Raw genomic sequence first — 16,256 nt, 5'->3', positions numbered from 1 at the left:
CTGTCTGCTCTTCTGTCCTAAAGCCATGGTTGCTTATCATCGCAGTTGACGTTGTAAAAGCAACAGGAAATAGCCGCATTTCCTGCGGCAGGTCAGAGTAACAGCGCATCCCGCCGCGCGAACGCGGGCGGGATCAATGCATTTGATAGCGCGGCTGGAAGTCGCCGTTGTCGTTGTCAGGCTGGGTAGCGCAGAGCTGCGTCAGCGTTTGGCTGCGGAAAGGAATCACCTGGAAACGTTCGCCAGTGTTCACAATCTGGTAGAACTGCGGCAGGTTAAAGTTGATAAAGCTGGAGCCGTAAGTAAAACGGTCATGCGATGAGGAATAGAATCGACTCACGTCGCGCACCAGCTCCTCTTTACTGCCTTCGCAATGGTGATAAACCTCAACGCGATTGGTTTCGTCGAGGATATAGATGTTGAAGCCGCGATCGTCATTAGTATCTTCAAAGAAGAACTGAATGATGCCTTCGCTGGCGTAGCCGTTCACCACCGGCGGCAACGGCGTCTGGTTCGATTCCACTTTAATCGACAAACCATGCAGCTTGTTGTTAGAAATCGCGCCATAAAATTCGACGGCGTTTTCCAGCTTCTGCACCGACACGCTCATGCGTTCGAAGAATAAGCCCCAGGTTTGGCCCGCCATGCGTAACGCTTTAAAGCGGCCCGGTTCCTGACGCGTGCTCGACAGACGCAGCTCAATGCATTCCGAAACCAGCTGCTGCACGCGAGTACGAATTAAACCGCGCAGATGCTGGCTGTAGCAGAATACTTCCACCGTATCCGGCGGCGCAGCATCCTGATGCATTTTGCCGAGAATGGTTTTCAGCGCCTCAATCATCGCCTGCTCGCCATTGAAGTGCAGCGTACGCACTTCATTCCACGAGTTGCGATAGAGCAGATCGATGCTGCCAATCAAACATTGCTGCTGCTGACCGAAGCTGAACACATCCAGCTTACGGAAATCAAAATGCACCACCTGATTGCGGAATGCGGAGGTAGGATCGTGTTCCAGGTTAACGATAATCGCTAAGTGACGAATTTCGCACGGGCTGTAGAGCGCTTTCGGCGTCGGTGCTGGCACGCGCAGCGGGAAGTGGCTCGACACATCGTTAACCAGTTCCTGCAGACGCGGCAGATCGCACAAATCGTTGCCCTTCATATGCAGACGCGTTTTACTGGTCAGCAAACCGTTAAACCACGCCCACGCCACCAGCTTGTTCAGATAGCGATTATATTCCAGCGGCTGATGGCTGATGATAGAACTCATGTCTGGCGATTGGTTATACAGATACCAACCGGCGCGATTAGCGCGGCCCGCCGGGACATGAATAAAGGTAAGATTCTCTTCCGAGAGATCGGGCGAAATCTGCGGGTTCACTAAAGTGACTTTACCCGGCAGCGCCTCGAACGCGGCATACAGTTTACGCGTCAGCACGCCGATATCCTGCGGGCTGGCGCTGACACTTAAATTGTTGCGACGCGCAAAGCGAATCAGGTTGCGATAGCTCTGCATCATCGCATCCAGCAGTTCGTTGTGCGCTTCGCGTACCCGTTCGATTTTCCACTGCGCGCGGTTATCCAGTACCGCTAACTTCTCTTCATCCCAGCCCCACTCTTTAACCAGCTGCGATAAGATCTCGCGCCGCCAGCCGGTGCGCTGATGATGGTGATCTTCGCTCGAGAGCTTTTCACACACTTTTAAATAGAAACATCGACGCACTAAATCGAGGCGCGCCATGTCATCAACGCTGGTGAGATAGCGCGTCACGCGCTCCAGCATCATGCAGTAAGGATCGAGACCAAAGGAGACAATTTCGCCGTCGTGCAGGCGCTGCTTGATGTCCATCGACAAGAGCTGCGTGTCGGGATATTCCCAGCTGTAGGCTTCCAGCAGCAGGGTTTTCAGCACCGCTTTATACGGCGAGTCGATACTTTTATACAGCTGCCACAAGCTGGCACCGAAATACTCTTCCGCTGACAGCGTGCCAAGGCCGCCGAGATCCAGCCACTCATTCGGCGTCAGTACGCCTTGTGAATAGAGCGACATGACGTAATCGTCGTAATGGTGCTCCTCTTCGCCAGGCACCATATTCCACAGGATGCGTTTACCCGCCATACGCACGGCGGTACGGTAGAACTCATCCAGCAGCAAAATATGTTGGGTAGAACCGCAGTCTTCACCGCCGAGGCTACCGCTTTCGTTATGGCGGAAACGGTTCTCGTCAATCAGGAAGAAGCTGACTTCCACACCCATCGACACACACCATTTCTGCAACAGCGTACACTTACGCTGCAGATTGAGGCGCTCTTCATTATCCAGCCACGATTGGTGGCATACCCAGATGTCGAGGTCGGAAATGCTGTTTTGCCCAACCGACGAGGTGCTGCCCATTGAGTAAATGCCGGTAATTGGACGTTCGCCCGCGACGGCGGCGGTGAGATCGAGCGGTTGTCCGCCCGCTAAGTTCTGCAGCAGCTGGAATTGATTTTCATCGGGCGTGTAAAGGCAGACGCCATGCGGAACGCTACCTTCGAGGTAGCCCGGCATCAGCGGATGATGGTAATGCAATAATGTTGGCAGCAGACTGTAGACTTGCTGGAAAGCAGGCCCCATGGCAGCCAGTGCGCGATCTACACGCAGCTGGTTAATCGCATCCAGTCTCTGTTTCAGTGTCTCAATGTAGAGGTACAAGACGTTTCGCCTGATTGTCCCAGTGTTAAGCACCCTGTTTCCGCATTCTGCCGCTTAATAATAAAGATATCGGGCAAATAATTGCTGGAAACGTGATCAATCTAACACCCGGAGGATTGACCGTAAAGAAAGTTGCGCTACTTAACAGTTTAGCATGTTCCGACCGTAGCCCTGCTTTTTTCAGACTTCGACACAAAACTGCGACCCGCAAGATCCAGGCGCAGTCTGACATCGCGGCCTTTTCAATCCGTTGAAACTGACAGCATTCCCCTATCAATGATAGGATATTCGATGAACGATCAAAATGGTTAACAGCATGTTAAACAAAATTTTCAGAATTGCTACCAGACAAAGTCCCCTTGCTTTGTGGCAGGCACAATATGTCCAACAGCGTCTGATGGCGGCTCATCCGGGTCTGCAGGTTGAGTTGCTGCCGATGGTCACCAAAGGTGATGTCATCCTTGATACGCCACTGGCAAAGGTTGGCGGCAAAGGGCTGTTCGTTAAAGAGCTTGAGCTGGCAATGCTGGAAGGCCGCGCCGATCTCGCCGTGCACTCAATGAAAGATGTGCCGATCGATTTTCCACAAGGCCTCGGTCTGGTGACCATTTGCGAGCGTGAAGATCCGCGCGATGCTTTCGTCTCCAATCGTTACAACAGTGTTGATGAGCTGCCGCAAGGCGCGGTTGTCGGGACGTCCAGCCTGCGTCGCCAGTGCCAGCTGAGCGCCCGTCGTCCGGATTTAGTGATTCGCTCACTGCGCGGCAACGTCGGCACGCGTCTCGGCAAACTCGATGCCGGTGAATATGACGCCATCATTCTGGCGGCGGCCGGTTTGAAGCGTTTAGGTCTGGAAGATCGCATCCGTCAGGCAATGCCTGCCGAGATCTCCCTGCCCGCCGTGGGTCAGGGCGCCGTCGGCATTGAATGCCGCGCAGATGATGAGCAATTGATTACGCTGCTACAGGCGTTGAATCACGACGATACCGCCGTATGCGTGCGCGCCGAACGCGCAATGAACACGCGGCTGGAAGGCGGTTGTCAGGTGCCTATCGGCAGCTTCGCGGTGCTGGAAGACGATCAGCTGTGGCTGCGCGGATTAGTTGGCTCACCGGACGGCAGTCAAATGGTGGTCGGCGAGCGTCGCGGTCCACGCGATCACGCCGAAAGAATGGGGGTTTCGCTGGCCGAAGAGCTGTTGGATGGCGGCGCGCGCGACATTCTGCGTGAAGTGTATCAAGGTCAACCGCCAGTATGACCATCCTCGTGACCCGCCCGGAACCGGCCGCCACTGAACTGGTCTCGCGTTTGCGCAGCCTGGGCAAGCTGGCATGGGGCTTCCCGCTGATTGAATTTACGCCGGGTCGCGATCTTATCCATTTGCCAAGCCAACTTGCGGCGTTACAGCCAGGCGATCTGGTGTTTTTACTGTCGCAGCAGGTCGTTACTTTCGCCGAGCCCGCTTTACAGCAAAGCGCGACAACATGGCCTGAAGCCCTCAACTATTATGCTATTGGTCGCAGCACCGCTTTAGCCCTGCATACCGTCAGTAATCTCAAAGTAGACTATCCTCATGCGCGGGAGACCAGCGAAGAGCTGGTGCGCCTGAACCGTCTGCAGCAGGTTAGTGGCAAACGCGCGCTGATTCTGCGCGGCAGTCCGGGGCGCGAGTTGTTGGCAGAAACGCTGATTGAACGCGGCGTTGAGGTGCAATACTGCGAGTGCTATCAGCGCTGTGAAAAGCACTACAACGGCGCGACTGAAGGCCGACGCTGGCGCGATCGCGGCATTACAACGCTGGTGATAACCAGCGGCGAAATGTTACAACAACTCTTTTCTCTGTTTCCGCCAATTGATCGTCGGGAATGGTTACTGCACTGTCGGCTTGTGGTCGTCAGTGAACGTTTGGCTACGCAAGCCGCTGAATTAGGCTGGCAGGACATTGATGTAGCCGATGGTGCCGATAACGATGCGCTGCTGCGCGCGTTACGCTGAACTTAACAATGGGATGAGCCATAATGACGGAACAAAAAGCCTCCTCCGCCATGGTTGAAGAAACCACCCCAGCGGACAATTCTCCCTCGCCAGCAACCAAACCACCTCGCGATAAAAAAGGCGATGGCAAGGTGCTGAGTGCCGTGGCGATTGTGATTGCGCTGGCTATTGGGGCGGGACTTTACCTTAATGGGAAACACCAGGCCGATTTACAGGCTCAAACTAACCAGAATCTCAGTGAGCAGCTGAGCGCCTTGCAGCAGCAACTGGGCAGCGACAAACAGCAGCTGACGCAACAGCTGGATAGCGCCAACAGCGCCTTGCAGCAGGCGCGCACGCAGCAGGATAACAGCGCAAAAGAGCTGGAAACCCTGCGTGATAAAGTCGCTACCATCTCTGGAAACGACACGCGTACCTGGCTACTGGCGCAAGCGGACTACCTCGTCAAACTGGCGGGCCGCAAACTGTGGAGCGATCAGGATGTCACTACCGCGGCAGCGTTATTGAAAAGTGCTGATTCCAGCCTGGCCGACATGAACGATCCGAGCGTGATGAATGTGCGTCGTGCGCTAACGCAGGACATCAGTTCACTCTCCGCCGTCAGCCAGGTTGATTATGACGGCACCATCCTCAAGCTTAATCAGCTGTCGAACGGCGTCGATAATCTACGCCTGGCCGACAACGACAGCGATGATTCGCCTATGGACGCTGATGGCGGTGAACTCTCAAGTTCGCTGCACGAGTGGCGTCAAAATCTGGTGAAAAGCTGGCATAACTTTATGGATGATTTCATCACCATACGCCGCCGCGACAACACCGCACAGCCGCTGCTGGCACCGAATCAGGACGTTTACCTGCGCGAAAACATTCGTTCGCGCCTGCTGATTGCGGCTCAGGCCGTACCGCGTCATCAGGATGAGATTTACAAACAGTCTATCGATGCGGTATCAACCTGGGTTCGCGCCTGGTACGACACCAACGATGCCGCCACCAAAGCCTTCCTTGCACAGCTGGATGAATTGAGCCAGCAAAGCATTTCAATGGATGTGCCGGATGCGCTGGAAAGCCAGCCGCTGCTGGAAAAACTGATGCAAACCCGCGTACGTAATTTGCTGGCTCAGCCATCGGTTGCTGCTGATCAACAAGGAGGCTAACCATGCTGAAAGTATTGGTGCTTTTCCTGCTGCTGATTGCGGGCATTGTAGTTGGACCGATGGTAGCCGGCCATCAGGGCTACGTGCTGATCCAAACCGACAACTGGAACATTGAAACCAGCGTAACCGGCCTGGCGATCATCTTGATCCTCAGCCTGCTGGTGATTTTGTTGGTGGAATGGATTCTGCGTCGCCTATTCCGTACCGGCGCACGCACACGCGGCTGGTTCACCGGCCGCAAGCGCCGTAGCGCGCAGCGTCACACGCAAAGCGCGCTGATGAAACTGGCGGAAGGTGACTTTAAACAGGCCGAAAAACTGCTGTCGAAAAATGCCGACCACGCCGATCAGCCAGTGGCAAACTACTTGCTGGCTGCCGAAGCGGCACAGCAACGCGGTGACGAAATCCGTGCTAATCAGCATCTGGAGCGCGCTTCTGAGCTGTCGGTGAATGACACGATTCCGGTTGAAATCACACGCGTACGTCTGCAACTGGCGCGCAACGAAGATCATGCGGCACGCCATGGCGTTGATCGCCTGCTGGAAGTCGCGCCGCGCCATCCGGAAGTGTTGCGTCTGGCAGAACAAGCCTATATTCGTACCGGCGCATGGGGCGCATTGCTCGACATTCTGCCTGCGATGCAGAAAGTGCAGATCAATGATGAAGCACAGCGCGATGCCTTGCAGCAGCAAGCCTGGCTGGGCCTGATGAACCAGGCGATGGCCGATCAAGGCAGCGACGGTTTGAAGAAATGGTGGCAAAACCAGAGCCGCAAAACGCGTCAGGAAACCGCCTTGCAGGTGGCTATGGCAGAACATTTGATTGAGTGTGACGATCCGGATACCGCACAGAGCATCGTGCTGGAAGGTTTGAAACGTCAATATGACGATCGTCTGGTATTGCTGATGCCGCGTATTAAAAGTGGCGATCCGCAATCTCTGGAGAAAGCATTGCGTCAGCAGATTAAACAGCATGGCGCCACGCCGCTGCTCCATAGCACGCTGGGTCAACTGCTGATGCGTCATGGGGAATGGCAGCAGGCAGCAGAAGCGTTCCAGCAAGCGCTGGCGCAGCGTCCGGATGCGTTTGATTATGCCTGGCTGGCCGATGTTTACGACCGCCTGCATCGTCCGGAAGACGCTGCCAAAATGCGTCGTGAAGGCCTGCTACTTACGCTGAAGACCAATCCCAGCGCCTGATTTTACGATTGTTACTTTTGTGCACGCCGGGCTTGTCCCGGCTTTTTTTTGCCTGCAATTTATCGCTAATCAATATCCTGATCTGTTTCGATCATTACCGTGTGGGTCTGATGAAATTTTACACAGCAACATTGATTTGTTATGATCGGGTCATAAGTATATGGATGATGAAGACTACGGATTAAATACACTGATCGACATGGATGGATATCGATTTACTTATGAGAGCGGATATTGGTGGAAAATTGAGGTTCGTAAAGAAGCACCGTCGAAGTTCAGGCCGCATGGCATAAGGTACAATCTTACCTTCCATAACAATTACAACACCCGCATCTTCGGCATAGATAACGCTCATGCCATTAAGCCGCCGAAGAGAGGTTTTTCAGGTAAATGGACGGTTTATGACCATTTGCATAAAACCTCTGTTGATTCTGGGCAGCCCTATTTCTTTGTTTCGGCCAGCCAACTGCTCGAAGACTTTCTGGAAAATGTAGACAAAATCATTGGTGAAAAAGAGGGTGAATCATGAAAGCGCTCATCGGCATTATTTCTCCAGAGAATATGCGTAATCGAATAATGAGCATTGCGAGTGGGCAGTACAAACCTGAGGCTGATGAACCCAAAGTTTGGTTTGCGTCCGTGAACGCGATTGCGCAGGTGCTTAGCAATGAGAACATCCTACTTCTCAAGCTTATGCACGAGCGCAAACCTCAGACCGTTACAGAGCTGGCGGAGCTTTCGGGACGTCGAGTCAGTAATCTGTCTGCGACGCTGAAAACGTTGGAAGGTCACGGCTTTGTGAGCCTGAAGAAGATAGGCAAAAAAAAAATTCCTACCGCACTTTTCACTGAGTTCGATATACGCGTGACCAGTGAACTCATCGCAAAACCCGAAGCGGCTTAACTGAACCTTGCGTTCCGAAGCCGAATCTACCCTTCGCCATATTACAGACAAAAAAACACCTGCCATAAGCAGGTGTAAGATCAGGTCGTTAAGACAACTGATGGCATCCGACTCAACGTAATGTCCTTCTTACTGCAGTAAAGCGTGCGCAAATACTGCCAGGCTGGACAACGGATGCCGTAAGGGGCTCTGCATCATTCCCAGGTTTATGTAGCATCAGCAAACATAAGAGGTGGAATGAGCATCTACAGGTAGATTATTGCACAAGACGTGCCAAAGTTGCAGCACGTGCAATAAGCTAATTAATATCAACAGGATATAGTCCCTGCCACAATCCCGGTGTTAGCCACTGTCGGTAAAACGCGACGATCACTCAATAAGCTGTCTCCGCAGAACGACAAGCTATGCAAGGAATTGTCATGTCCATATAAATCAATGATTTATATGTATCTAAATAGCGACAATGTGCGGAATTACGCTCAAAGGAAATGATGGGAAGAGTTGAGAATATGAATGGCGGATACAAACGAAAAAAGCCTGCTTTTTCAAGCAGGCTTTTCGAATATGGTCGGCGAGAGAGGATTCGAACCTCCGACCCACTGGTCCCAAACCAGTTGCGCTACCAAGCTGCGCTACTCGCCGATTTTTTACTTTTTTAACGCTACAGCGTAATTTTGCCTGGTGCGAAGGGAGGGACTTGAACCCTCACGTCCGTAAGAACACTAACACCTGAAGCTAGCGCGTCTACCAATTCCGCCACCATCGCGTGACCGAGCAAAATCTGGGGTGGCTAATGGGACTCGAACCCACGACAACTGGAATCACAATCCAGGGCTCTACCAACTGAGCTATAGCCACCATAATTCTGGTGCGTAAGCGTGTTTCGCTTACTAATTCACTGCATAACGCGGTCTAACCAACCACCGAAGCTCTTGCGCACAAACTAAATGGCGCGCCCGACAGGATTCGAACCTGAGACCTCTGCCTCCGGAGGGCAGCGCTCTATCCAGCTGAGCTACGGGCGCGTAGCGCCGTTGCGGATGGGCATACTACGGGCTTGACCTCATACTGTCCAGCCCTTTTTTAGAAAAAAAACGCGTTTGATTACGCTTTGTGCATTCCATCGATAATTACAGCAGTTTGAGGCGCTTACCCTCTCATTTTCGCTGGAAAAACCAGCAATTTCAGAGGTCGCCCCGCCAGTGGTAGCGTAAGTATTTCAGCAGCTTTAATTGGCGACGCAGACGCGAAGGCTGACGAATAAGGCGATAAAGCCATTCCAGTCCGGACTTTTGCCACCAAACGGGCGCGCGCTTAACGTGCCCAGTAAACACATCGTAAGTGCCACCAACGCCCATATAGAGCGCATGCGGCCAATGGGCGCGGCAATCACGCATCAACAGCTCCTGGCGCGGCGAACCTTGCGCCACCGTGACAATCTGCGCACCACTCGCGGCGATGCGGGCAAACAGCGCGTCGCGCGCTTCAGGCGCAAAGTAACCATCCTGACTGCCAACGATATCCACATTCCACTGTCGGCGCAGCTTGTCGCAGGTTTCCTGCAGCACCGCCTGACGTCCACCAATCAGAAACACCGGAATGCCGCTACGCCCTGCACTCTCCATCAACGCTTCCCATAAATCCGCGCCTGCAATGCGGTTCACCTGCAGCTGAGGATACTTCTTACGTAGCGAACGGACGATGCTGATGCCATCCGGATATTTGAACTCAGCCTCAGCGATCAGTGCGCGTAGCTGCGCATCTTCTTCCAGCGTGAGCATTTTCTCGGCATTCATCGCCACCAGCGTGCCGCAACGCGGTTTACCCTCGGGCAGCAGAAAGCGCAGAAAGCTCGCCATATCGTTGAAGGCGTGAAGATCGACTCCGCGCAGGCTATAGCGCGGCTTATCGGTTTCCATGGTATGAATTTCCCGTTGTGCCCAAAGGTTAAGAAGGGCTGTGTAAAACCGGCTCGCTGCGCGGACGAATCAACCCCGCGCGCGCCAACAGCCAGTAAAGCAATTTAGCCGCCCATATACAGGCCGCAAAAATCAGACAAAAGAACACCACGCGCGAGCCGAAAGCATCCAGCCCTTCACGCGCCAGCACGATCATATTAAACACCGCGCCGAAGCAGAAACTCTGCAAAATCGCCCCGCTGTAACGATTGCTGGTATCGCGGCCATACAGATAAAGGTTATCGAAGCCTTTCATCAGCAGTCCGACAGCCACCGCACCGATTGGGATAAACCACACGCCGCCCATCACCACCAGCGAACCCAATAGCGTGGGCGAGATCGCCAAGCCGGAATGGTTGTTCAGCACTTCCCAGGTAAAGTAGTTAGCGCTGTTAAGAATGGCTGTTGGACGTCCCGGCCACATCCAGCTGGGAATGAACACGTAGAAATCGCGCCAAATCGGTGCCAGCTCCTGAAAATCGATCTTGTCGTAGTTTTGCAGTAACAGCGCCAGATTTTCCCACGGCGAGAAGGTGTCGCGCGTCAGATAAAGGAAGGTATAAAACGCTTCATCGCCCACTACGTCGAGGTTATAGCGACGCAACGCCAGCCAGAACATACCGCCAATCGCCATCACACCGGCGCCAACCAGCATCCACAGCGTGATCCAGCCGCGCGTAATGCCAATAAACAAGAACAGCGCGAACGCGATAATGATATTGGCGCGCGTGCCGCCCACCAGCGCGTAGGTCAGCAAGCCAAATGCCACCGACACCAGCAAAAACCACAGCCACTGACGCTGGGTTGGCTTGAGGAAGTAGCGAATCAGCATCGCCGGAATAAAGAAGTAGAAGAAGCGTTTAAGCGCCACGCCGGACACTTCGCTGGAGAAGATCTGGTTGTAAGCCGAAAGCCGGAACAGCAGCAGGCCGTTGTGCATAAAGAACACCGTCACGGTGCCAATTGCCACCAGCGCCAGCAGCAGACAGGTCAGATGGGTTTCAACCCGGTTCATCTGCAGCCAGGGTTTGCGCGCAGGCGCATTGGCCGGCCGCAGCCGCACCTTGTAGCTAACGTAATAGATGGCATAAAAGCTGGTAGCGGCCAGCAGCGCCTGCAGCAGATATTCCGGCGGCACCACCGCCACGTTAAAGCGGAATACCAGCACGCTGGTCAGCGGGAAGCCGAAATAGAAGGTCAACAAAAACAGAATGGTGAAGAACAGGTGGAAGTTGAAGCGCACCCGTTTAAATTCCCGCCAGGTTAGGGTCAGAATGAAACCCAGCGAACACAGATAAACCACCAGCAGACCACTAAACTGCATCAGGCTCATGTTCTCTCCCTTTCACTCAGGGTTAGCGCGTCGCGCCAGCCTGCCAGATAGCCGGGGGCAAAAAAGGCAATCGAAGAGTGATCGCATTGCGCTAATTGCCGTTGCGCTTCGGCCACGCTGGCGCTATCCAGCGCATCTTCGCTAAACAGCACCGGCAAACCTTGCTCGCTAAGATCGCGCCAGAACGGATTTTTGCGGTTCAGCACAAACGGAATATTGGCCTGAATCAGCAAGCAAAGCGTACCAATGCCTTGCTGGCGCTCGAACATAAAATAGCCGAGCTGGCAGCGGCTAAGCAATGTCAGATAGGCATCAAAGTCGATCTTGTCGCGCAGCAGCGTCACTTGCCCCGCCGGGAACAGGCGCTGTGCGGCGGCGGCAATCTCATCGATATAAGCGTGATTATTCTGCGGATAACCGAGCGGCACGACGATTTTCACCTGTTCACCAAACTGGGCTCGAATCGCCTTTAAACCGGCAATGTGACGATTACTGCGATCGCCGGAGTTACCGAGCAGAATAGTGAAATCGGGGCTTTCCACTGGCGCAGGCAGCGCCACGTCCGGCATGCGCGTCGGGAAATAGAGCCGCGAGGCGGGAACGCGCGGATGACGCTGCTGGAAATGGTGCAAATCACCGCGCGTCGCAAACACGCGCGCCACGCGCCCTTGCGCCATTCTGCGCAGCAGATAAAACAGCTGATACTTAAGGCCGCGCCCTTCTTCGTAGAGATCTGCGCCCCATACATGCCAGAACGCCTGCTGACGACGCAGTTTGCCGCTCAGCAAGGCCAACCAAATGCTGGGATTAAACTGGCCGTGAAAGAAGAAGCGCTGCGAGCGATCGGCAGCACGCGTCACCACAGCTTGCGCCAGCGCACGCTTGCTGGCAAAGGTTTCAATCTGCAATGAAGCATACGCTTGCAGCGTTTCGGGCGCGCTGGATACCACCATAAACTGACGCGGCGCAGCGCCAGGCAGCTCGGCGCTCATCACGTCATTAAAGAAGCGCAGCACCGTATGATTGTGATGCGGGATATCCGATCCCAATACGTGAAAAGTCGTCATTTTTTCCGGCAATAAATCATGAAGGCGCCACAACAAAGGGCGAAATAGAGAACGTAGGTTGCCATGTAAGCCTGCGCGGCCCCGGCGGTCCCGTGCAGCGGAATCAGCCAATGGGAAAAACCGGTCAGCAGGGCAAACTGGCTGATTTCCGTCAGAATATAGAAGCGCAGTGACGCTTTGGCGATCACCAGATATCCGAAAACATAGGCGCCGACTTTAAACACATCACCGCACAACTGCCAGACGAAAAGGTCACGCATCGCGCTGAACTGCGGCGAAAACAGCAGCCAGATAGCGACATCGCGCAGCAGCCATACGCAGAAACTGGCCGCTGCGACGGCAGGTAACACAAAGCGCAGCGCACGCCCAATCTCACGGGCGATTTGCGGTTTCTGCTCCAGCCGCGCCAGCGTGGGCAGCAGCCAGACGCTAAAGGTGGCGGTGATAAATTGCAGGTAGGCATCGGAAATACTGGTCACGCCCTGCCATAAACCGACCTGCGCCCAGCCTTGCTGCTCGGCCAGCAGATTTCGCATCATCACCCACGCCACCGGCAAGGTGAATGAGGTGATCAGCGCCATCAGCGTAAACTTCGCCAGATTGCGCGCCAGGTCAGGATGCCAGCCTGGCATCAGCCAGCTCAGCGGCAGCCGATCGCGATGGCGACGTAGCATCAGCAACGCCGGAAACACCAGCAGCGCCGGCACCAGCGCCAACCCCACTAACGCACCAGCATAGCCGCCCAGCCACCAGCACAGCACATAACCCAGCACGCCGACGATACTTCCGGCAATCAGCGCCAGCGCATTGCCGCGCGCATCGCGAAAGCCCTTCAGCAACGCCAGCGTCAGATTGGCCCAGGCAATACCGAGCTGCAGAAAGGCGACAATGCGCACCACGTTGGCATATTCAGCATGACCAAAAAGCGCCGTGCTGATGGGCGTTGCCGCCAGCAAAAACACCAGCGCCAGCAGCGTTGAAAAACCGAGCACAATCGCCGAAGCCGTGCCGGTCACCGCGCGCAGTTGTTGTGGCTGTTGCTGATGTTGCGCGACTAACGTAGTGACGCCGTTGAAGATGCCCGCGCCCGCCAATACGCCGAGTACAGTAATCAACTGGCGGAAGTTACCGGCTTGCCCGATCCCTTCGGGTCCGAAGCTTATCGCTAACAGTTTCACCACCAGCAGGCCAGCAACGATTTTTACCAGCGTGGAAGACGCGGTCCAGACTGATGCTTTTGCTAATGACATCAGGCAAAGAAACTCAGCAGCGAACTGATCACCGTACGCTGGTTGTTATCCGATAAGTTGTAGAACAGCGGCAGGCGCAGCAGGCGCTCGCTTTCACGCGTGGTAAAGGCATCATCACCGTGGAAGCGGCCAAAACGTTCACCCGCTGGCGACGAGTGCAGCGGGATGTAATGGAACACCGTGAGGATTTCCGCCTCTTTCATCCAGTTGATCAGCGCCTGACGATCGTCGCTGTCGCGCAGCTTGATGTAGAACATATGTGCATTGTGGCGGCAATTTTTTGGCACTACCGGCAGCTCAATACGGCCGGCAGCAGCCAGCGGCTGCAGCGCATCGTAGTAGCGTTGCCACAAACGCAAACGCTGCTGATTAATTTGCTCCGCCGCTTCCAGCTGCGCCCACAAATAGGCCGCCTGCAAATCCGCCATCAAATAGCTGGAGCCAATATCGCGCCAGGTATATTTATCGACCTGACCACGGAAAAACTGGCTGCGGTTGGTGCCTTTTTCACGAATGATCTCGGCACGATCCACCAGCTTCGCGTCATTGATCAGCGTTGCGCCGCCTTCACCGCCGGCGGTGTAATTTTTAGTTTCGTGAAAGCTAAAGCAGCCAATGTGACCAATGGTGCCGAGCGCGCGTCCTTTGTACTGCGACATCACGCCTTGCGCGGCATCCTCGATAACATAGAGTTTATGCTTCGCCGCCAGCGCCATGATGCTGTCCATCTCGCAGGCCACGCCCGCGTAATGCACTGGCACGATGGCGCGGGTTTTCGGCGTGATCGCCGCTTCAATCAGCGTTTCATCAATATTCAGCGTATCGGGGCGCACATCGACAAACACAATGATCGCGCCGCGCAGCACAAAGGCGTTGGCGGTGGAGACGAAGGTGTAGCTCGGCATGATCACTTCATCGCCAGGCTGCAGGTCAATCAGCAGCGCCGCCATCTCCAGCGATGCGGTGCAGGATGGCGTCAGCAGCACTTTTTTGCTGCCGAAATGCTGTTCCATCCACTGCTGGCAGCGGCGAGTAAAGCCGCCATCGCCGCACAGCTTGCCGCTGGCCATCGCCGACTGCATATATTCAACTTCGCTGCCGACAATCGGCGGCGCATTAAATGGGATCATGAGGCTTTCCTGTAGAACCAGTAAGCGGTGCTTTCCAGCCGCGCACCGCTGCGTAAATAGAGGCGCATCGCCGTGAGATTGCTAAGCTGGGTCGCCACGCGCAGATGCGTTAGCTGACGTACGCGGCCCCAGTCGGCGGCGGCGAGCAGTAAGCGCTGGCCGACGCCGCAACCTTGTGCGGCGGGCAATACCGCCAGCAGACCGATGCGCATGTCGCCGTCCACTTCGCGCATCGAGACGAAACCTTGCAGCGCGCCCTGCTCATCGCAGGCCACCAGACATTGATTATCAAAGGTGCCGCGCACCGCATTTTCAATCCACTGCGCGTAGAAACGTCCGCTGTCCGCCGCAGCAAACCACGGCGCGCGGAAGCGACTTTGGCTAAACGCCTGCGCAGCCGCTTCACGCAGTGCCGGGATTTGTGCTTCCCGCGCAATGCGCACGCCAACTTGCCGCTCGGTATGTTTGATGCTGAGGGAAAGGTCAGCTTCGCCTTCCACTAACTGAAAACCATGCTGGCTCAGCGCATCGATGGCATCAACGCGTTCAGCGGGCACCTTCACTTGCCACAGCGCATACGGCTGCTGAAGGGCCTCGGCCAGCACCAAATCGCCATCCAGCGATAAGCGCACGCTGTTCTGACCGAAGAACTCATTTTCCCACGTAAGGGAATCAATATTGACGCGGACGGGCATTGTGAACATCCAGCAGATACTGGCCGTAGCCGGTTTTGGTTAGCGCCTGAGCCGCGGCTAAAAGCTGGGCATCGCTCAGCCAGCCGTTACGCCATGCAATCTCTTCCAGGCAGGCAATTTTAAAGCCCTGCCGTTTTTCCACCGTCTGCACAAACATACTCGCCTCAATCAGGCTGTCGTGCGTGCCGGTATCCAGCCAGGCAAATCCGCGCCCTAGCAACTCCACTGCCAGCTCGCCCTGATCGAGATACATTTGGTTGATGGCGGTGATTTCCAGCTCACCGCGCTCGGAAGGTTTCACCTGTTTGGCAAACTCCACCACGCGATTATCGTAAAAATAGAGGCCGGTGACCGCCCAGCGCGATTTCGGCTGCTGCGGTTTTTCCTCAATGGAGAGCGCGTTAAAGTCGTCATCAAACTCCACCACGCCAAAACGCTCCGGATCCATCACCTGATAAGCAAAGACGGTCGCGCCGCTGCTGCGCGCGGCCACTTTCTTCAGCTTGGGGCTGAAACCCTGGCCGAAATAGAGATTGTCGCCCAGCACCAGACAACAGTGATCGTCACCAATAAAACTTTCGCCAATGATAAATGCCTGCGCCAGCCCATCAGGACGGGGTTGTTCTGCATAGGTTAGCTGAATCCCAAATTCACTGCCGTCGCCCAGTAAACGTTCAAAATGGGCGCGATCTTCTGGCGTGGTGATGATCAAAATTTCGCGAATCCCTGCCAGCATCAGTACCGACAGCGGATAGTAAATCATGGGTTTGTCATATACCGGCAACAGCTGTTTCGAGATGGCGCGGGTAATCGGATGCAAACGCGTGCCCGAACCTCCGGCTAAAATAATGCCTTTCATCGCTGCTCCTTCTGAAGT

Annotated in this window: 14 protein-coding genes and 4 tRNA genes; 6 read left to right on the top strand and 12 right to left on the bottom strand. The window is 54.9% G+C overall.

Annotated features, from left to right (window positions below):
- Positions 1-133: 133 nt before the first annotated feature.
- Positions 134-2,695 (bottom strand): class I adenylate cyclase, encoded by a 2,562-nt coding sequence (locus AAF463_RS00880; RefSeq protein ID WP_101763758.1) that lies wholly within the window; start codon positions 2,693-2,695, stop codon positions 134-136.
- Between the two features lie 316 nt (positions 2,696-3,011).
- Between AAF463_RS00880 and hemC the strand changes: the two genes are divergently transcribed.
- The 6 genes from hemC (at position 3,012) to AAF463_RS00850 (ending at position 7,946) form a co-directional block, all read left to right on the top strand.
- Complete coding sequence (hemC, locus tag AAF463_RS00875) at positions 3,012-3,953, top strand: hydroxymethylbilane synthase (protein ID WP_101763931.1); 942 nt, start codon at positions 3,012-3,014, stop codon at positions 3,951-3,953.
- Positions 3,950-4,690 (top strand): uroporphyrinogen-III synthase, encoded by a 741-nt coding sequence (gene hemD / locus AAF463_RS00870; protein ID WP_350261388.1) that lies wholly within the window; start codon positions 3,950-3,952, stop codon positions 4,688-4,690. The genes hemC and hemD overlap by 4 nt, the downstream gene beginning before the upstream one ends.
- 23 nt (positions 4,691-4,713) lie before the next feature.
- The gene (gene hemX, locus AAF463_RS00865) at positions 4,714-5,844 is read left to right on the top strand and encodes a uroporphyrinogen-III C-methyltransferase (protein ID WP_350261387.1); all 1,131 of its coding nucleotides are present in this window, start codon (positions 4,714-4,716) and stop codon (positions 5,842-5,844) included.
- 2 nt (positions 5,845-5,846) lie between these two features.
- Complete coding sequence (gene hemY / locus AAF463_RS00860) at positions 5,847-7,043, top strand: protoheme IX biogenesis protein HemY (RefSeq protein WP_192236887.1); 1,197 nt, start codon at positions 5,847-5,849, stop codon at positions 7,041-7,043.
- Between the two features lie 160 nt (positions 7,044-7,203).
- A complete protein-coding gene (locus AAF463_RS00855; RefSeq protein ID WP_350261386.1) occupies positions 7,204-7,572 on the top strand; it encodes a hypothetical protein in 369 nt (122 codons plus the stop codon).
- Positions 7,569-7,946 (top strand): MarR family transcriptional regulator, encoded by a 378-nt coding sequence (locus tag AAF463_RS00850; RefSeq protein WP_101763763.1) that lies wholly within the window; start codon positions 7,569-7,571, stop codon positions 7,944-7,946. Before AAF463_RS00855 ends, AAF463_RS00850 begins: the two co-directional genes overlap by 4 nt.
- Positions 7,947-8,511: 565 nt before the next feature.
- Here the strand turns inward: AAF463_RS00850 and AAF463_RS00845 are convergent.
- The 11 genes from AAF463_RS00845 to rfbA form a co-directional block, all read right to left on the bottom strand.
- A tRNA-Pro gene (locus tag AAF463_RS00845) sits at positions 8,512-8,588 on the bottom strand.
- 37 nt (positions 8,589-8,625) lie between these two features.
- Positions 8,626-8,712: transfer RNA gene (locus AAF463_RS00840), tRNA-Leu, on the bottom strand.
- Positions 8,713-8,728: 16 nt separating this feature from the next.
- Positions 8,729-8,804 (bottom strand) — tRNA-His (locus AAF463_RS00835).
- Between the two features lie 90 nt (positions 8,805-8,894).
- Positions 8,895-8,971, bottom strand: a tRNA-Arg gene (locus AAF463_RS00830).
- A 159-nt stretch (positions 8,972-9,130) separates the two neighbouring features.
- Positions 9,131-9,865 (bottom strand): lipopolysaccharide N-acetylmannosaminouronosyltransferase, encoded by a 735-nt coding sequence (gene wecG, locus AAF463_RS00825; protein ID WP_350261385.1) that lies wholly within the window; start codon positions 9,863-9,865, stop codon positions 9,131-9,133.
- A gap of 28 nt (positions 9,866-9,893) precedes the next feature.
- Positions 9,894-11,237 (bottom strand): ECA oligosaccharide polymerase, encoded by a 1,344-nt coding sequence (gene wzyE / locus AAF463_RS00820; protein ID WP_350261384.1) that lies wholly within the window; start codon positions 11,235-11,237, stop codon positions 9,894-9,896.
- The gene (locus AAF463_RS00815; protein ID WP_350261383.1) at positions 11,234-12,304 is read right to left on the bottom strand and encodes a TDP-N-acetylfucosamine:lipid II N-acetylfucosaminyltransferase; all 1,071 of its coding nucleotides are present in this window, start codon (positions 12,302-12,304) and stop codon (positions 11,234-11,236) included. Before AAF463_RS00815 ends, wzyE begins: the two co-directional genes overlap by 4 nt.
- A complete protein-coding gene (wzxE, locus tag AAF463_RS00810; protein WP_101763767.1) occupies positions 12,301-13,554 on the bottom strand; it encodes a lipid III flippase WzxE in 1,254 nt (417 codons plus the stop codon). The genes AAF463_RS00815 and wzxE overlap by 4 nt, the downstream gene beginning before the upstream one ends.
- Positions 13,554-14,684 (bottom strand): dTDP-4-amino-4,6-dideoxygalactose transaminase, encoded by a 1,131-nt coding sequence (gene rffA / locus AAF463_RS00805; protein WP_350261382.1) that lies wholly within the window; start codon positions 14,682-14,684, stop codon positions 13,554-13,556. Before rffA ends, wzxE begins: the two co-directional genes overlap by 1 nt.
- Positions 14,681-15,379 carry a dTDP-4-amino-4,6-dideoxy-D-galactose acyltransferase gene (gene rffC / locus AAF463_RS00800; RefSeq protein ID WP_350261381.1) on the bottom strand — a complete coding sequence of 233 codons (699 nt, stop codon included), beginning with the start codon at positions 15,377-15,379 and terminating at the stop codon, positions 14,681-14,683. Before rffC ends, rffA begins: the two co-directional genes overlap by 4 nt.
- Positions 15,357-16,238 carry a glucose-1-phosphate thymidylyltransferase RfbA gene (rfbA, locus tag AAF463_RS00795; protein WP_101763770.1) on the bottom strand — a complete coding sequence of 294 codons (882 nt, stop codon included), beginning with the start codon at positions 16,236-16,238 and terminating at the stop codon, positions 15,357-15,359. Before rfbA ends, rffC begins: the two co-directional genes overlap by 23 nt.
- Between the last annotated feature and the right edge of the window lie 18 nt (positions 16,239-16,256).

This window comes from Pantoea sp. BJ2 (assembly GCF_040255075.1).
Taxonomy (GTDB): domain Bacteria; phylum Pseudomonadota; class Gammaproteobacteria; order Enterobacterales; family Enterobacteriaceae; genus Pantoea; species Pantoea leporis.
The sequence above is the reverse complement of the archived record's forward strand: the minus strand, read 5'-3'. Positions and strand labels throughout refer to the sequence as shown.

Bases quoted from the DNA above. Each gene is read 5' to 3' on its own strand.
- AAF463_RS00850 (WP_101763763.1), top strand. From the start codon at position 7,569: ATGAAAGCGCTCATCGGCATTATTTCTCCAGAGAATATGCGTAATCGA.
- wzyE (WP_350261384.1), bottom strand. From the start codon at position 11,237: ATGAGCCTGATGCAGTTTAGTGGTCTGCTGGTGGTTTATCTGTGTTCG.
- wzxE (WP_101763767.1), bottom strand. From the start codon at position 13,554: ATGTCATTAGCAAAAGCATCAGTCTGGACCGCGTCTTCCACGCTGGTA.
- hemD (WP_350261388.1), top strand. From the start codon at position 3,950: ATGACCATCCTCGTGACCCGCCCGGAACCGGCCGCCACTGAACTGGTC.
- rfbA (WP_101763770.1), bottom strand. From the start codon at position 16,238: ATGAAAGGCATTATTTTAGCCGGAGGTTCGGGCACGCGTTTGCATCCG.
- hemX (WP_350261387.1), top strand. From the start codon at position 4,714: ATGACGGAACAAAAAGCCTCCTCCGCCATGGTTGAAGAAACCACCCCA.
- AAF463_RS00855 (WP_350261386.1), top strand. From the start codon at position 7,204: ATGGATGATGAAGACTACGGATTAAATACACTGATCGACATGGATGGA.
- rffC (WP_350261381.1), bottom strand. From the start codon at position 15,379: ATGCCCGTCCGCGTCAATATTGATTCCCTTACGTGGGAAAATGAGTTC.
- wecG (WP_350261385.1), bottom strand. From the start codon at position 9,865: ATGGAAACCGATAAGCCGCGCTATAGCCTGCGCGGAGTCGATCTTCAC.
- hemC (WP_101763931.1), top strand. From the start codon at position 3,012: ATGTTAAACAAAATTTTCAGAATTGCTACCAGACAAAGTCCCCTTGCT.
- hemY (WP_192236887.1), top strand. From the start codon at position 5,847: ATGCTGAAAGTATTGGTGCTTTTCCTGCTGCTGATTGCGGGCATTGTA.
- rffA (WP_350261382.1), bottom strand. From the start codon at position 14,684: ATGATCCCATTTAATGCGCCGCCGATTGTCGGCAGCGAAGTTGAATAT.
- AAF463_RS00815 (WP_350261383.1), bottom strand. From the start codon at position 12,304: ATGACGACTTTTCACGTATTGGGATCGGATATCCCGCATCACAATCAT.